Annotated in this window: 12 protein-coding genes; 11 read left to right on the top strand and 1 reads right to left on the bottom strand. The window is 71.5% G+C overall.

What is annotated here, in order from left to right:
- The first annotated feature begins 10 nt into the window (after window positions 1-10).
- The 6 genes from AQJ54_RS24720 (at window position 11) to AQJ54_RS24695 (ending at window position 5,976) form a co-directional block, all read left to right on the top strand.
- Window positions 11-907 carry an STAS domain-containing protein gene (locus AQJ54_RS24720; RefSeq protein ID WP_062026280.1) on the top strand — a complete coding sequence of 299 codons (897 nt, stop codon included), beginning with the start codon at window positions 11-13 and terminating at the stop codon, window positions 905-907.
- Window positions 904-1,323 carry an STAS domain-containing protein gene (locus AQJ54_RS24715; RefSeq protein WP_062241030.1) on the top strand — a complete coding sequence of 140 codons (420 nt, stop codon included), beginning with the start codon at window positions 904-906 and terminating at the stop codon, window positions 1,321-1,323. Before AQJ54_RS24720 ends, AQJ54_RS24715 begins: the two co-directional genes overlap by 4 nt.
- Window positions 1,323-1,766, top strand: coding sequence for an ATP-binding protein (locus tag AQJ54_RS24710; RefSeq protein WP_062026282.1), 444 nt, complete (start codon window positions 1,323-1,325; stop codon window positions 1,764-1,766). Before AQJ54_RS24715 ends, AQJ54_RS24710 begins: the two co-directional genes overlap by 1 nt.
- Window positions 1,763-2,917, top strand: coding sequence for a SpoIIE family protein phosphatase (locus AQJ54_RS24705; RefSeq protein WP_062241028.1), 1,155 nt, complete (start codon window positions 1,763-1,765; stop codon window positions 2,915-2,917). Before AQJ54_RS24710 ends, AQJ54_RS24705 begins: the two co-directional genes overlap by 4 nt.
- On the top strand, window positions 2,914-4,650 hold the full coding sequence (locus AQJ54_RS24700) for a PP2C family protein-serine/threonine phosphatase (RefSeq protein ID WP_062241027.1): 1,737 nt from the start codon (window positions 2,914-2,916) through the stop codon (window positions 4,648-4,650). Before AQJ54_RS24705 ends, AQJ54_RS24700 begins: the two co-directional genes overlap by 4 nt.
- A 138-nt stretch (window positions 4,651-4,788) precedes the next feature.
- Window positions 4,789-5,976, top strand: a complete 1,188-nt coding sequence (locus AQJ54_RS24695; RefSeq protein ID WP_211278584.1) for a PP2C family protein-serine/threonine phosphatase — start codon at window positions 4,789-4,791, stop codon at window positions 5,974-5,976.
- 34 nt (window positions 5,977-6,010) lie between these two features.
- Here AQJ54_RS24695 and AQJ54_RS24690 read toward each other — a convergent pair whose 3' ends face one another.
- A complete protein-coding gene (locus tag AQJ54_RS24690; RefSeq protein WP_062241345.1) occupies window positions 6,011-6,493 on the bottom strand; it encodes a MarR family winged helix-turn-helix transcriptional regulator in 483 nt (160 codons plus the stop codon).
- A 241-nt stretch (window positions 6,494-6,734) separates the two neighbouring features.
- Between AQJ54_RS24690 and betA the strand changes: the two genes are divergently transcribed.
- The 5 genes from betA to AQJ54_RS24665 all read left to right on the top strand — a co-directional run bounded on the left by betA (window position 6,735) and on the right by AQJ54_RS24665 (window position 14,156).
- Entirely contained in the window at window positions 6,735-8,405 is a 1,671-nt protein-coding gene (gene betA / locus AQJ54_RS24685) for a choline dehydrogenase (protein ID WP_062026285.1), read from the top strand.
- A 184-nt stretch (window positions 8,406-8,589) separates the two neighbouring features.
- Window positions 8,590-10,059 (top strand): aldehyde dehydrogenase family protein, encoded by a 1,470-nt coding sequence (locus tag AQJ54_RS24680; protein ID WP_062241025.1) that lies wholly within the window; start codon window positions 8,590-8,592, stop codon window positions 10,057-10,059.
- 20 nt (window positions 10,060-10,079) lie between these two features.
- Entirely contained in the window at window positions 10,080-11,168 is a 1,089-nt protein-coding gene (locus AQJ54_RS24675) for a quaternary amine ABC transporter ATP-binding protein (protein ID WP_062241023.1), read from the top strand.
- On the top strand, window positions 11,168-13,177 hold the full coding sequence (locus AQJ54_RS24670) for an ABC transporter permease (RefSeq protein ID WP_062241021.1): 2,010 nt from the start codon (window positions 11,168-11,170) through the stop codon (window positions 13,175-13,177). Before AQJ54_RS24675 ends, AQJ54_RS24670 begins: the two co-directional genes overlap by 1 nt.
- Before the next feature lie 13 nt (window positions 13,178-13,190).
- Window positions 13,191-14,156 carry an ABC transporter substrate-binding protein gene (locus AQJ54_RS24665; RefSeq protein WP_062241019.1) on the top strand — a complete coding sequence of 322 codons (966 nt, stop codon included), beginning with the start codon at window positions 13,191-13,193 and terminating at the stop codon, window positions 14,154-14,156.
- The last annotated feature ends 55 nt before the right edge of the window (window positions 14,157-14,211 follow it).

The raw sequence follows: 14,211 nt of genomic DNA, 5'->3' as shown, positions 1-14,211 counted from the left end.
CAGGGAGACGATGCAGGTGGCGGAGCACGACACGGCCGACGGGGTGGCGAAGGAACTCGGCGGGTTCCTGGAACGCAGGCGCGAACAGATCGCCCAGCGCTGGGCGGACGCGCCTCTGTTCCGTACCGTCTTCACCGTCTCACGTGACGAGGCCGTCGAGGCCTGCAAGGCCGTCGTGGACGCCCTGGCCGACGTGGCGCGCTCCGGCCGTCTTGAGGACGTGCAGGCCCCGGGCTTCGCCGCCGTCAGGGACCAGCTCGGGCGGATGGCCGCCTCCCGGACCCAGGCCGGATTCAGCTCCTCCCAGATCGCCGGAGAGGTCGCGGGTCTGCGCGAGCCGACTCTCACCCTGCTGAGGGCCGAGTTTGAGGATTCCTCCAGCGAGCACCTCGAGGCCTGTCTGCTCGCGCTGACCGTCCTGATGGGCACGTTGCGCCTGGTGGTCATGGAGACCAGCGTGAGCGCCGGCGAGGAACTCATCGCCCGGCAGCAGCTCCAACTGCTCGAGGTGGCCACCCCCGTCATCAAGCTGTGGGAGGGCATCGTCGCCGTCCCCCTCATCGGCACCCTCGACAGCGCCCGCAGCCAGGTCGTGATGGAGAGCCTGCTGGAGGCGATCGTGGACCAGCGGGCCCGGTACGCCATCCTCGACATCACCGGGGTCCCGACCGTCGACTCGCTGGTCGCCCAGCACCTGATGAAGACGGTCGCCGCGGCCCGACTGATGGGCGCCGAGTGCATCGTCTCCGGCATCCGTCCCGCGATCGCGCAGACCATCGTCCACCTCGGCATCGACCTCGGGACGATCATCACCCGGGCCGGCCTGGCCGACGCCCTGGCCTACGCGCTCACCGAGCAGGGCATCGTCGTCTCCCAGGGCCCGGCCCAGGGAGGGAGCCCGCGGTGAGCGGCCTCCCCGCCACCCCCGCCTCCTCGGTGCCGGTCCTGGCACTGGGAGACGTCCTGCTGGTCACCCTGCAGGGAGAGCTGCACGACGCCACCGCCGAGCAGCTCCAGGACCACATCTCCCACCGCATCGCCCACCACCCGGTGCCGGTGGGCGGAGTCGTCATCGACATCTCCGGGGTGGAGATCGTCGACTCCTTCCTCGGCCGCATCCTCGCCGAGATCGCGGCCAACGCCCGACTCCTCGCCACCCGGACCGTCGTGGCCGGGATGCGGCCCGCCGTGGCCATCACCCTGGTCGAACTGGGCCTCACCCTGCCCGGCCTGGTGACGGCCCTGGACGTCGACAGGGCGCTGTCCCTCCTCGGGCGCGGCCCCGGGTCGGCCGCCCCCGCACACCCGGAAGGGGATGCTTGATGCATGCCCCACCCGCCCCCACCGCCCGGCTGCCCATCGCCTCGGACGCCGACCTGGCCTGGGTGCGCCAGCAGGTCCGTCAGGCCGCCGCCGGACTCGGCTTCGGCCTGGTCCAGCAGACGAAACTGGTGACCGCGGCCAGCGAACTCGCCCGCAACACCCTGGTGCACGGCGGTGGCGGGCACGTGGAGATGACGACCCTGGAGGAGGGCGCCGCCCGCGGACTGCGCCTGTCCTTCGTGGACAACGGCCCCGGCATCCGGGACGTCGACCTCGCCATGACCGACGGCTACACCACCGGGGGCGGACTGGGCATGGGCCTGAGCGGGGCCAAACGGCTGGTCCAGGAGTTCACCCTCGACAGCCGCCCCGGCGAGGGCACCACCGTCACCGTCACCGACTGGGCCGCCGGGTTGCCCTCGCCCCGCACGGGGGCGCCATGAGCAGGGTCTGGGACATCCCGGTCCAGGAGAGCACCCGGGTCCGGGACGCCCGCGTGGCAGCGGAGGCCGCCTGTGCCGAGGTGTCGCTCGACGCCCCCAGCACGGCGGCCGCGGCGCTGGTCGCCACCGAACTGGCCACCAACCTCGTCAAGCACGCCAGCGGCGGCCGTATCGTCATCAACCTCGTCGGCCCCGCCGACTCCCGCGCCGGGACCGAACCCTGCGTCCAGATCGTCTCGCTCGACCACGGGCCCGGCATCGGTGACGTCGGGGCGGCCAGCACGGACGGTTACACGACCTCCGCCGCCTCGCTCGGGGCGGGGCTCGGCACCTGCCGGCGCGTCGCCGACGACTTCGACCTGCACAGCCGGCCCGGGGAGGGCACCGTCGCCGTCGCGCGCATCACCCGGGCGCGGACGTCGCGCGCCGCGGGCCCGGGGCGGACCGGGAGCGGCCTGCGGACCGGCGGCAGCGTCCGGGCCGGGCGGAACCTGCGGGTGGGCGGGAGCGTGCGGGTCGGCGGGGGTGTCCGGGCCAGCGAGAACGTCCGGGCCGGCGGCGTCACCGCCTCCTACGCCCACGCCGAGCACTCCGGCGACGCCTTCGGCTGGGTCCGCTCCGGCCCCCGCGTCACCCTGCTGCTCGCCGACGGACTCGGCCACGGCGAGAAGGCGGCCGAGGCGTCCACCGCCGCCGTCGAGGAACTGCGCCGCGACGCCGACCTGCCGCCCGCCGACCTCCTGCGACGCCTGCACACCGTGCTGCGGACGACCCGCGGCGCGGCCGTCGGGGTCGCCCAACTCGACGAGGACACCGGCCGGTTGTCCTTCGCCGGGGTCGGCAACATCGGCGCCAGGCTGCGCACCGGCACCGGATGGCAGCCGTTCATCTCGCACCCGGGCATCGTCGGGGCGCACTTCCCCGCCACCGTGCCGCTGCGCGAGGCCGAATGGGGGCACGACAGCCTGCTCGTCCTGCACAGCGACGGACTGCCGGGCCGCTGGGTGCCGCCCCTGGACCCCCTGCTCCTCGCCCACGATCCCGCCGTGGTGGCCGCGGTCGTCCTGCGGGACGCCGGCAGCGCCGCGCGGCCGCTGCGGGACGACACCAGCGTGGCCGTCCTGACCCCCGCCGCGGACGGACGTCCATGACCGACGACACCGACGTCTGGAAGATCGCGTCGGCGGCCGACGCGGCCCGTGCCCGTGCCGCCGCCGCCGGGATCGTCGTGGCCGCCGGCACCCCGGCACTGGACCGGGCCCGCTTCCTGACCTCCCTGTCCGCCCGGCTGCGGAACTGCCTCGACCAGGGCGGCACCTGGGAGCTCCGCCTCCTCACGGGCGGAACCGAGCACGAGGGGCGGCTCGACGTCCGGCTGCGGCCCTTCGACGGCGGGACCGCCCAAAATGAGCCGGCCTGCGAGCCGGTCCTCTCCTGCCCGCTGCCGAACCCGCCCGCGCCCGGCGGTCGCGCCGGCCGCCCGACGTCGCCGTCCCGGGCCCTGCTGTCCGCCGACGAGGACACCGCCGCCGTACTGCGCCTCCTGGACGAGCAGGAACGACTCGTCCAGTTGCACCGCGAGGAGCTGCACCAGACGAACCAGGGTGTCCTCGCGCTGCACTCCGACCTGGAAGCCGCCGCGCTCGCCCAGCGGGAACTGCTGGAGGCCGAGCGGTCCGCGCGGGCCGAGGTGGAGCGGGCCCGCCGCCTGCTGAACTTCCTCGCCGACGCCAGCGCGGCCATCACCTCCTCCCTCAGCCCCACCGAAGTCCTGCGCCGGCTGACCGACCTGCTGGTGCCGGAGTACGCGGCTCGCCTCGACGTCTGGCTCTTCGACGAGGAGCAGGGCGACGAGGAGACCGGCCCCGTACAGGAACACTCCAGGGCCGCGGTGGTCGCCGCCCGCACCGGCCGCCCCCAGCACGCCGCCGCGCACCCCGGGAACCTGCCGGGCACCGACGACCTCCCGCCCGCCGCCATGTCGCCGGACCGGCCCCTGCTCGCCATTCCCCTGATCACACACCGCCTGCTCGGTGTGCTCACCCTCATCGCCCCCGGCCCCCGCTTCGACGCGGACACCTGCCTGATGCTCGTCGAACTCGGCCGCCGGGCCGGTGTCGCCCTGGACAACGCCCGCCGGTACGAGCAGCACCGCGACACCGCCGAGGCCCTCCAGCGCGCCCAGCTCACCGAGCTGCCCGACCCCGACGGCCTGCTCCTGGCCGCGCGCTACCTCCCGGCCACCCAGGGCATGAACATCGGGGGCGACTGGTACGACGCCTTCCTCCAGCCCGACGGGAGTCTGCTGGCCGTCATAGGGGACGTGACCGGGCACGGGATGCACGCCGCCGTCGTCATGGGCCAACTGCGCACGGCACTGCGGGCCTACGCCGTGGAGGACAACTCACCGGCGGAGATCCTCACACGTCTGCACCGCATGCTCCGCCATCTGCAACCCCAGCTGTACGCCACCGCGATGATCGCCCGCTTCCGACCCGGGGACCCCGAGGTGGTCTGGGCGTCGGCGGGCCATCCGCCCGCCGTGGTGCGCGACGCCGACGGCTCGGTGCGGATACTGGACGACGCTCCCGGCGTCATGCTGGGCATTCCCATCGCCTTCACCTACGCCGACCACGTCACCCGGCTCCCGGCGGGCTCCTCCCTGGTGCTGTACACGGACGGGCTGGTGGAACGCCGGGCGCACGGCATCGACCCGGGCATCGAGCGGCTCCGCCAGGCGCTGGCCGGGCTCAGCACCCCGGAGCTGGAACAGGACCTGGACGCGGCGGCCGAGGCGTTGCTGAAGCCCCTGATGCACGACTCGGAGCGCGACGACGACGTCTGCCTGCTGCTGTGCCACACCGTCACGTACCCGGCGTCCTGAGCCCACGGCCTCCCCGGCCCGAGGCGTCCTGAGCCCACGGCCTCCTCACCGCACGGCGTTCCCGGCACAGGCCTCCTCGGCCCATCCCTCCTGAGACCGGTTACCCGCGCGATAGCGTGGAGGAGACATGGTGAAAGGGTGGATGTCGTGAACGCCTTCGAGTCGCTTCCCTCCATGGAAGCCCAGCTGCGCGCGGCCCCTCCGCACGCGCTGGTCGTCACCGCCCGTCGTCTGCTGGCCGAGCGGGCCGGCGCCCAGGACGTGACGCTCCTGCTGGCCGACTACGGACTGGCCGTGCTCCAGCCGGTCTCCCATCTGCCGCACACCGAGGAGCCGGTGTCCGCCCACGAGGGCCCGGCGGGCAGCGCCTTCACCCGTCAGAGCCCGGTGGTCGAGGACCTGAGCGACCCGGCCGGGCACCTGGTGCACCTGCCCATCACCGTGCGCGGAGACCGCCTCGGCGTGCTGTCCGTACGGCTGCCCGCGGGCACCGCGGCCCCCGAGACCGTCCTGCACCTCGGTGACTTCGCGACGGCGCTCGGCCACGAGGTCACCACCGCGGGCCGTGACACCGACCTCTACCTCCAGGCCCGTCGCACCCGCCGGCTCACCCTGGCCGCCGAGATGCAGTGGCAGTTGCTGCCCGGCCGCGGGTGCGCGCGCGAGGAGTACGCCCTCGGCGCCCATCTGGAACCCGCCTACTCCATCGGCGGGGACAACTTCGACTGGTCCACCAGCGCCGACCATCTCGTCCTGTCCGTCACCGACGGCATGGGCGAGGGCATCAACGCCGCCCTGCTCACCAGCCTGACGGTGGGCGCCCTGCGCAACGCCCGCCGGGCCGGCATAGGCCTCGCCGACCAGGCCTGTCTCGCCGACCAGGCGGTCTTCGCCCAGTACGGCGGCAAGGTGTACGCCTCCACCCTGCTGCTGGAGTTCCATCTCGCCACCGGCCTCGTACGGGCCGTCGACGCGGGCTCCCCGCAGCTGTTCCGGCAGCGCGGCGAGCGCATCGAACGCGTGGAGCTGGACGCGCAGTTGCCGCTCGGGATGTTCGAGGAGACGCTCTACGACGAGCAGACCTTCCATGTCGAGCCCGGCGACCGGCTCATCGTGGTCAGCTCCGGTGTGCACGGCAGCCGCTCGGCGACGGGCGACCTCTTCGGCGAGCGGGCCCTGCGCGGGATTCTCGGCGCGACCCGGTCGACCCCGGCCTACGAGACCGCGCGCGCGGTCGTGTCCGGCCTGATGGACCACCACGGCAGCAGGCAGCTCCCGGCCGACGCGGCCGTCATCTGCCTGGACTGGCACGGCCGCACCGCCTGACCGGAGTCCCGGGACGACCTCTCCGGGCGGCTTCTCACGGCTCGGGCGTGTCCTGTGCCGCCCGGAATCCCCGGAGGCCTCGGTCCAGGGCCGAGCGCTCGGCCGGGGTCATCGCCGCGAGGACCGAGGCGAGCGCCTGCGACCTGCGGACGCTCACCTCGTCGAGCACCTGGAGGCCCGGACCGGTGAGGCTGAGCCGCACCTCGCGCCGCTTCTGCGGGTGCAGCGCCCGCTCCAGCAGCCCGGCCGCCTCCAGCCGGTCGCAGAGCCGGCTCGCGGTCGGCAGACCTATGTCCATGCTCTCCGACAGCGCGGTGAGGTTGAGGCCGGGCGTCGCCTCCAGGATCTGAAGGGCCCGCAACTGGTGCGGCGACAGGCGGAGGCGGGCGCCCTGGGCGGCGACGGACCAGAGGTTCGCGAGGCGGTCCACGGCGTCGGAGATCTCCCGCGCGAGGGCCATGGGATCCTCGGCCGACCCGTTTGCCTGGTCGTCCCCGGAGCCACTGAGACGCGTCACGAACACATCGCTTTCAGTAATCGCCTGCCCATACAGATGCAACCCTCATTCAAACGCGGTACCCGAAGCATCGTCGAGCAAGCACTCCGAACCGGAGCCATCGTAGGAAGTCCGGCCGGACGAGAAACGCGTTTTCGTCCTGAATCTCCCCGCCAGGTTGCGTCGGTCGCAACCTGGTGCGCATAGCGATACCCGTATTAGCATGCCGCGCATATCTACGGCGCGAGCGAGACGAGGGACCATGGCTCCTCAGCAGTACGACTTCGTCATCGTCGGTGGTGGATCGGCCGGCAGCGCGCTGGCCAACCGCCTGTCCGCCGACCCGGCCCACCAGGTGCTGGTCCTGGAGGCCGGTCGGCCCGACTATCCGTGGGACGTCTTCATCCACATGCCCGCGGCGCTGACCTACCCCATCGGCAGCCGCTTCTACGACTGGAAGTACGAGTCCGAGCCCGAACCGCACATGGGAGGCCGGCGCGTCTACCACGCCCGCGGCAAGGTGCTGGGCGGCTCCAGCAGCATCAACGGCATGATCTTCCAGCGCGGCAACCCCATGGACTACGAGCGCTGGGCCGCCGATCCCGGCATGGAGACCTGGGACTACGCGCACTGCCTGCCGTACTTCAAGCGCATGGAGAACTGTCTCGCGGCCGACCCCGACGACGAGTTCCGCGGCCATGACGGCCCCCTCGTCCTGGAGCGCGGGCCGGCCACCAACCCGCTGTTCACCGCTTTCCAGAAGGCGACGGAGGAGGCCGGGTACGCGCCCACCGACGACGTCAACGGCTACCGGCAGGAGGGCTTCGCCAAGTTCGACCGCAACGTCCACCGCGGCCGCCGGCTCTCCGCCTCCAAGGCCTACCTGAAGCCCGTCAGGAAGCGTCCCAACCTCACCGTCACCACCCGCGCCCTCGTCACCCGCGTCCTGTTCGAGGGCAAGAAGGCCGTCGGCGTCGAGTACCGGCGCGGAAAGGGTGCGCTCCAGCAGGTCCGCGCCAAGGAGGTCATCCTCTGCGGCGGCGCCATCAACTCCCCGCAGCTGCTTCAGCTCTCCGGCGTCGGCAACGCCGAGGAGCTGCGCGCGCTCGGCATCGACGTCGTCCACGACCTGCCCGGCGTCGGCGAGAACCTCCAGGACCACCTGGAGGTGTACATCCAGTACGCCTGCAAGCAGCCCGTCTCCATGCAGCCGTACCTCGCGAAGTGGCGCGCCCCCTTCATCGGCCTGCAATGGCTCTTCCGCAGGGGTCCCGCCGCGACCAACCACTTCGAGGCGGGCGGCTTCGCGCGCAGCAACGACGACGTGGACTACCCCAACCTGATGTTCCACTTCCTGCCGATCGCGGTCCGCTACGACGGCTCGGTGCCCGCCGGCGGACACGGCTACCAGGTGCACGTGGGACCCATGTACTCCGACGCCCTGGGCTCGGTGAAGATCAGGAGCAGGGATCCGCAGGAGCACCCGGCGCTGCGCTTCAACTACCTCTCCACCGAACAGGACCGACGTGAGTGGGTCGAGGCGATCCGGGTCGCCCGCAAGCTGCTCAACCAGCCCGCGCTGGCCCCCTTCAACGCCGGGGAGATCTCACCGGGACCCTCCGTGGAGACCGACGAGGAGATCCTCGCCTGGGTCGCCAAGGACGGCGAGACGGCCCTGCACCCCTCCTGCACCTGCAAGATGGGCACCGACGAGATGGCCGTCGTGGACCCCACCAGCATGCGCGTGCACGGTGTCGAGGGGCTGCGGGTCGTCGACGCGTCCGTGATGCCGTACGTCACCAACGGCAACATCTACGCGCCGGTGATGATGATCGCCGAGAAGGCGGCCGACCTCATCCTCGGCAAGGAGCCGCTCGCGCCCTCCAAGGCCGTCTACTACCGCCACCGCGACGCGCGAACGCAGGCCGGGTAACACGGAATTTGCGCGCGGACGCTTGTTCCGGAAACCGGCCGCAGGCCGCCCGGCCGCACGGCGTCCGCGTGCTCAAACCGTCATCCGCCAACCCCTTGACGTGGGTTCACGCATTCTCCAGAGTGTTCCACCACAAGCAATGCGGTGCGCGATGCGCAACGGAATCGCTCGAAGGGCTCCCGACGTGGCAGACCTGTATGTGGACGGTGAATGGCGGGAGCCGGTGGCCGGAGGCCGCCGGGAGATCCGATGTCCCGCCGACGGCACGCTCTCCGCGACCGTCTCCGAGGGCACCCGCCCCGACACCGAGGCGGCCGTCGCCGCCGCCCGCCGGGCCTTCGACGAGGGACCCTGGCCGCACACCCCCGAGCGCGAGCGCGGCGCCCTGCTGCTGCGCACCGCCGACCTCATCGAGCGCGACGCAAAGGAGTTCGCCCGCGCCGAGTCCCTCGACACCGGCAAACGGCTGGTGGAGAGCGAGTACGACATCGCCGACGTCGTCTCCTGTCTCCGCTACTACGGCGGCCTCGGCGGCACCGACGCCGGCCGCGTGATCGACACCGGGCGGGACGACGCCGTCAGCCGGGTGACCTACGAGCCGGTCGGTGTGTGCGCTCTGATCACACCGTGGAACTACCCTCTCCTGCAAGCGAGTTGGAAGGTCGCCCCGGCCCTGGTGGCCGGAAACACCCTCGTCCTCAAGCCCAGCGAGCTCACCCCCTCCACCTCGATCCTGCTCATCAGGGCGCTGGCCGAGGCCGGACTGCCGGCCGGGGTCGCCAACCTCGTCCTGGGAGCCGGACCCGAGGTGGGCGCACCGCTCTCCGAGGACCCCCGCGTCGACATGGTCTCCTTCACCGGCGGCCTGGAGACCGGCCGACGGATCATGGCGACGGCCGCCGCGACCGTGAAGAAGGTCGCCCTGGAACTCGGCGGCAAGAACCCCAACGTCGTCTTCGCCGACGCCGACTTCGAGACGGCCGTGGACTTCGCGCTCACGGCCGTCTTCCTGCACTCCGGCCAGGTCTGCTCGGCCGGCGCCCGGCTGATCGTCGAGGACTCCCTGCACGACCGCTTCGTCGACGAGGTGGTCCGGCGGGCCCGGCTGATCCGCCTCGGCGGCCCCTTCGACCCCGAGGCCGAAACCGGGGCCCTGATCTCCGCGCAGCACCTGGCAAAGGTCGAGGCGTACGTGGCCGCCGGTCTGGCGGAGGGCGCCGTCCTGCGCTGCGGCGGCGCACGCCCCACCGACCCGGCCCTCGCGAACGGCCACTTCTACCCGCCCACCGTCCTCGACGAGTGCACCCAGGACATGAGGGTGGTCCACGAGGAGTCCTTCGGGCCCGTCCTCACCGTGGAGCGCTTCACCGACGAGGACGACGCCGTCCGCATCGCCAACGACACCGAGTACGGCCTCGCCGGAGCCGTGTGGACCCAGGACGCGGGGAAGGCCCAGCGGGTCGCCCGGCGGCTGCGGCACGGCACGGTGTGGATCAACGACTACCACCCCTATGTGCCGCAGGCGGAATGGGGTGGCTTCGGGCACTCCGGTGTGGGCCGGGAACTGGGACCGACCGGCCTCGACGAGTACCGCGAGACCAAGCACGTCTGGCAGAACATCCAACCCCGGCCGCAGCACTGGTTCCGCGGCTGAACGCCGAGAAGAGGTCGACCATGACCCCCACCAAGACCGAGGTGCCGCCGCGGCGCGGCACCCCCGAGGACGCGGCTCCCACACCGGTGATCTCCGTGCGCGGGCTGTGGAAGGTGTTCGGGCCGAAGGCCGAGCGGGTGCCGGAGTCCGAGGAGCTGTGCGGGCTCAGCCGCCGCGAGCTCATGGAGCGCACCGGCTGCACCGCCGCCGTGCGGGACGTGCACTTCGAGGTCGCGCCCGGCGAGGTCTTCGTCGTCATGGGGCTGTCCGGCTCCGGCAAGTCCACCCTGGTGCGCTGTCTGACCCGGCTGATCGAGCCCACCGCCGGCGAGATCGTCTTCGAGGGCGAGGACATCCGGGACGCCGACGAGCGCCGGCTGCGCGAACTGCGGCGCAGCAAGTTCTCCATGGTCTTCCAGCACTTCGGTCTGCTGCCCCACCGCCGCGTCGTCGACAACGTGGCGTTCGGTCTCGAGATCCGCGGCATGGGCAGGGCCGAGCGCACCCGGCGGGCCCTGGAGGTCGTCGAACTCGTGGGCCTGGCCGGCTACGAGAACTCCTACCCCGACCAGCTCTCCGGCGGCATGCAGCAACGTGTGGGCCTGGCAAGGGCGTTGGCCGGCGACCCGGACGTCCTCCTCTTCGACGAGCCGTTCTCCGCGCTCGACCCGCTGATCCGCCGTGACATGCAGAGCGAGGTCGTCCGGCTGCACCACGAGGTCGGCAAGACCATGGTGTTCATCACCCACGACCTCTCCGAGGCCCTCAAGCTCGGCGACCGCATCCTCATCATGCGCGACGGGAAGATGGTCCAGTGCGGCACCGGCGACGAACTCGTCGGCGCCCCCGCCGACGACTACGTCCGCGACTTCGTGAAGGACGTGCCGCGCGGCGACGTGCTGACCCTGCGCTGGATCATGCGCCCCGTCACCCCCGAAGACCCGCTGGACGGGCCCGAGTTGGGTCCGGACGTCGTCGTCAAGGAGGCCACCCGGGCGGTCCTCGCGGCCGAGAAGCCCGTCAAGGTGGTCGAGAACGGCGAACTCCTCGGCATCGTCGGGGACGAGGAGATCCTCGCGGTGGTCGCCGGGCAGGAAGGCGACGCGTGATGACCGTCGTCATGGAGAAACCCGAGACCTCGGGGGAGGGCCGGCAGAACCCGACGCCCCCGCCGGTCGCCCCCGCGCGCAGGATCAGGCGGTCCGTGGTGATCGCCGGGATCGTGGTCGTCTGGCTCGTCCTGTTCGTCGTCCTGCGCGGGAAGCAGACGCTGTCGCTGGCCGCGGCCGACCTCACCGATCTGCACCGCCGGCTCAACGACGTCAACGACTCCATCGGCGCCGACCGCAACTCCAACCCGCTCTTCCTGTACTTCTTCAACGAGATCCGGCTGGTCATCGACACCCTGGCGACCTTCGTCCAGGACCTCATCTCCCAGCCCTCCGGCGACCGCCCGCTCCCGCAGATCGGCTGGCTCGGAGTCGTCGGCCTGGCCGGCTACGTCTCCTGGGCGGTGGCCAACTGGCGGGTCGCGCTGCTGGCCGTGGCCGGCTTCACCTTCCTCGGACTCCAGGGCCTGTGGCAGGAGAGCATGGACACCCTGGCGCTGACGCTCTCCGCGGTCCTCGTGGCCCTGCTGTTCGCGATTCCGCTCGGTGTGTGGGCGGGCCTGTCGGAACGGGTCAACCGGATCGTCACGCCCTTCCTGGACTTCATGCAGACCATGCCGACCATGGTCTACCTCGCGCCGCTCACCCTGTTCTTCCTCATCGGCGGCGCCTCCGCGACCATCGCCACCGTCATCTACGCGGCGCCACCGGCCATCCGCATCACCGCGCACGCCATCCGCTCGGTGCCCCCGACGACCGTCGAGGCGGCCGAGTCCATGGGCGCCACCCGTGGGCAGTCGCTGCTCAAGGTGCTGCTGCCCATGTCCAAGCGGACCGTGGTGATGGGCGTCAACCAGACCATCATGGCCGCCCTCGCCATGGTGACCATCGCCGCCCTGATCGACGCCCCCGGACTCGGCAAGACCGTCGTCCAGGCCCTCCAGTCCCTCGACGTGGGCACGGCGTTCAACGCGGGCCTCGCGATCGTCGTCCTGGCGATCGTCCTGGACCGGGTCACCACCGCGGCGAGCGGACGTGCGGAGGCGGCCCGGCGGTCCGGCAACCCCCTGCTGAAGTGGCGCCGGCATCTGGTCGTGGCCGGGGGAGCGGTGACGGCCGTACTCCTCTATCTCTCGCACACCTACGTGTGGGCGGCCGAGTTCCCCGGCGACGGCACCATCGGCAGCCATGTCGCCAAGGCCGCCGACGACGTGACCACCTGGGCCCAGGACCACCTGTCCGGGCTGACCAACGGCTTCCGCGACGCCCTCACCAACGGTCTGCTGAACCCCTTCCAGGCCCTGCTGACCGACTCCCCGTGGTGGCTGGTCGGTGCCGCCCTCGTCGGGATCGCCGTGGTCCTCGGTGGCTGGCGGGCCGGGATCACCACGGCCGTCTGCGTGGGTCTGCTGGTCGCCACGGGCCTGTGGGCGGACGCCATGACCACGCTCGCGTCGACCGTGGTGGCCACCGTGCTGGTCATGCTGCTGGGCATGGTCTTCGGGGTGTGGATGGGCCGCAGCGCGCTGGTGGACCGACTCGTGCGGCCCACCCTGGACGCGGCCCAGGTCATGCCGCCGTTCGTCTACCTCGTGCCGTTCCTCGCCCTGTTCGGCGCGACCCGGTTCACGGCCATCGTCGCCGCGATCGTCTACGCGGCCCCGGTCGCCATCAAGATCATCGCGGACGGGGTGCGGACCGTCCCCGCGACCACCGTCGAGGCGGCCACCTCCACCGGGTGCAACACCTGGCAGATCATCACCAAGGTCCAGCTCCCGATGGCCCGCAGCGCCCTGACGCTCGCGACCAACCAGGGTCTGATCTACGTGCTGTCGATGGTCGTCGTCGGCGGCCTCGTGGGCGCGGGCGCCCTCGGCTACGACGTGGTGGCCGGCTTCTCGCAGGGACAGCTGTACGGCAAGGGCCTGGCGGCCGGACTCGCCATCGTCCTGCTCGGCGTCATGTTCGACCGGATCACTCAGGCAGCGGCTCGCCGCACCAGCGCATAAGGAGCACCACACGATGGCAAGACACTGGCGAGCCGGCGCGGCCGGCCTGGCGGTCCTCGGTCTCACCCTCACGGCCTGCGGCGGCGCGAAGGTCGGCGACTCCTCGGAGGCCGGCGGTTCGGGCAGCTCGGGCAAGTGCGGCACCTTCAACCTCGCGGTCAACCCGTGGGTCGGCTACGAGGCCGACGCGGCGGTCGTCGCGTACGTCGCCGAGAACGACCTCAAGTGCAAGGTCACCAAGAAGGACCTCAAGGAGGAGATCGCCTGGCAGGGCTTCGGCACCGGCGAGGTCGACGCCGTCCTGGAGAACTGGGGTCACGACGACCTGAAGAACAAGTACATCACCCAGCAGAAGACCGCCGTGGAGGCCGGCTCGACCGGCAACAAGGGCATCATCGGCTGGTACGTGCCGCCGTGGCTGGCCAAGGCCCACCCGGACATCAAGGACTGGAAGAACCTCAACAAGTACGCGGCGAAGTTCAAGACCTCGGAATCCGGCGGCAAGGGCCAGCTCCTGGACGGCGACCCGTCGTACGTCACCAACGACGAGGCCCTCGTCAAGAACCTCAAGCTGGACTTCAAGGTGGTGTACGCGGGCAGTGAGACCGCGCTCATCCAGGCCTACCGCAACGCCGAGAAGAACAAGCAGTGGGTGATCGGCTACTTCTACGAGCCGCAGTGGTTCCTGTCCGAGGTGCCGCTGGTCAAGGTCGACCTGCCCGCGTACAAGACCGGCTGCGACGCGGATGCGGCCAAGGTGGCCTGCGACTACCCGGTCTACGACCTCGACAAGATCGTCAGCGCCAAGTTCGCCAAGTCCGGCAGCCCCGCCTACGACCTGGTGAAGAAGTTCAACTGGACCAATGACGACCAGAACGTCGTGGCCAAGTACATCGCCGTGGACAAGATGACGCCGGACGCGGCCGCCAAGAAGTGGGTCGACGCGAACCGTGCCAAGGTCGACGCCTGGCTCAAGTAGGCCGGTCCAGGGGGCCCGGTGGGCGGCGCGCGCGGGTGTGCGCCGCCCACCGGGC

It is taken from the genome of Streptomyces griseorubiginosus, from assembly GCF_001514195.1.
Classification (GTDB): Bacteria; Actinomycetota; Actinomycetes; order Streptomycetales; family Streptomycetaceae; genus Streptomyces; species Streptomyces griseorubiginosus.
Note: the sequence above shows the minus strand (reverse complement) of the source record. Positions and strands in the feature narration are given on the sequence as shown.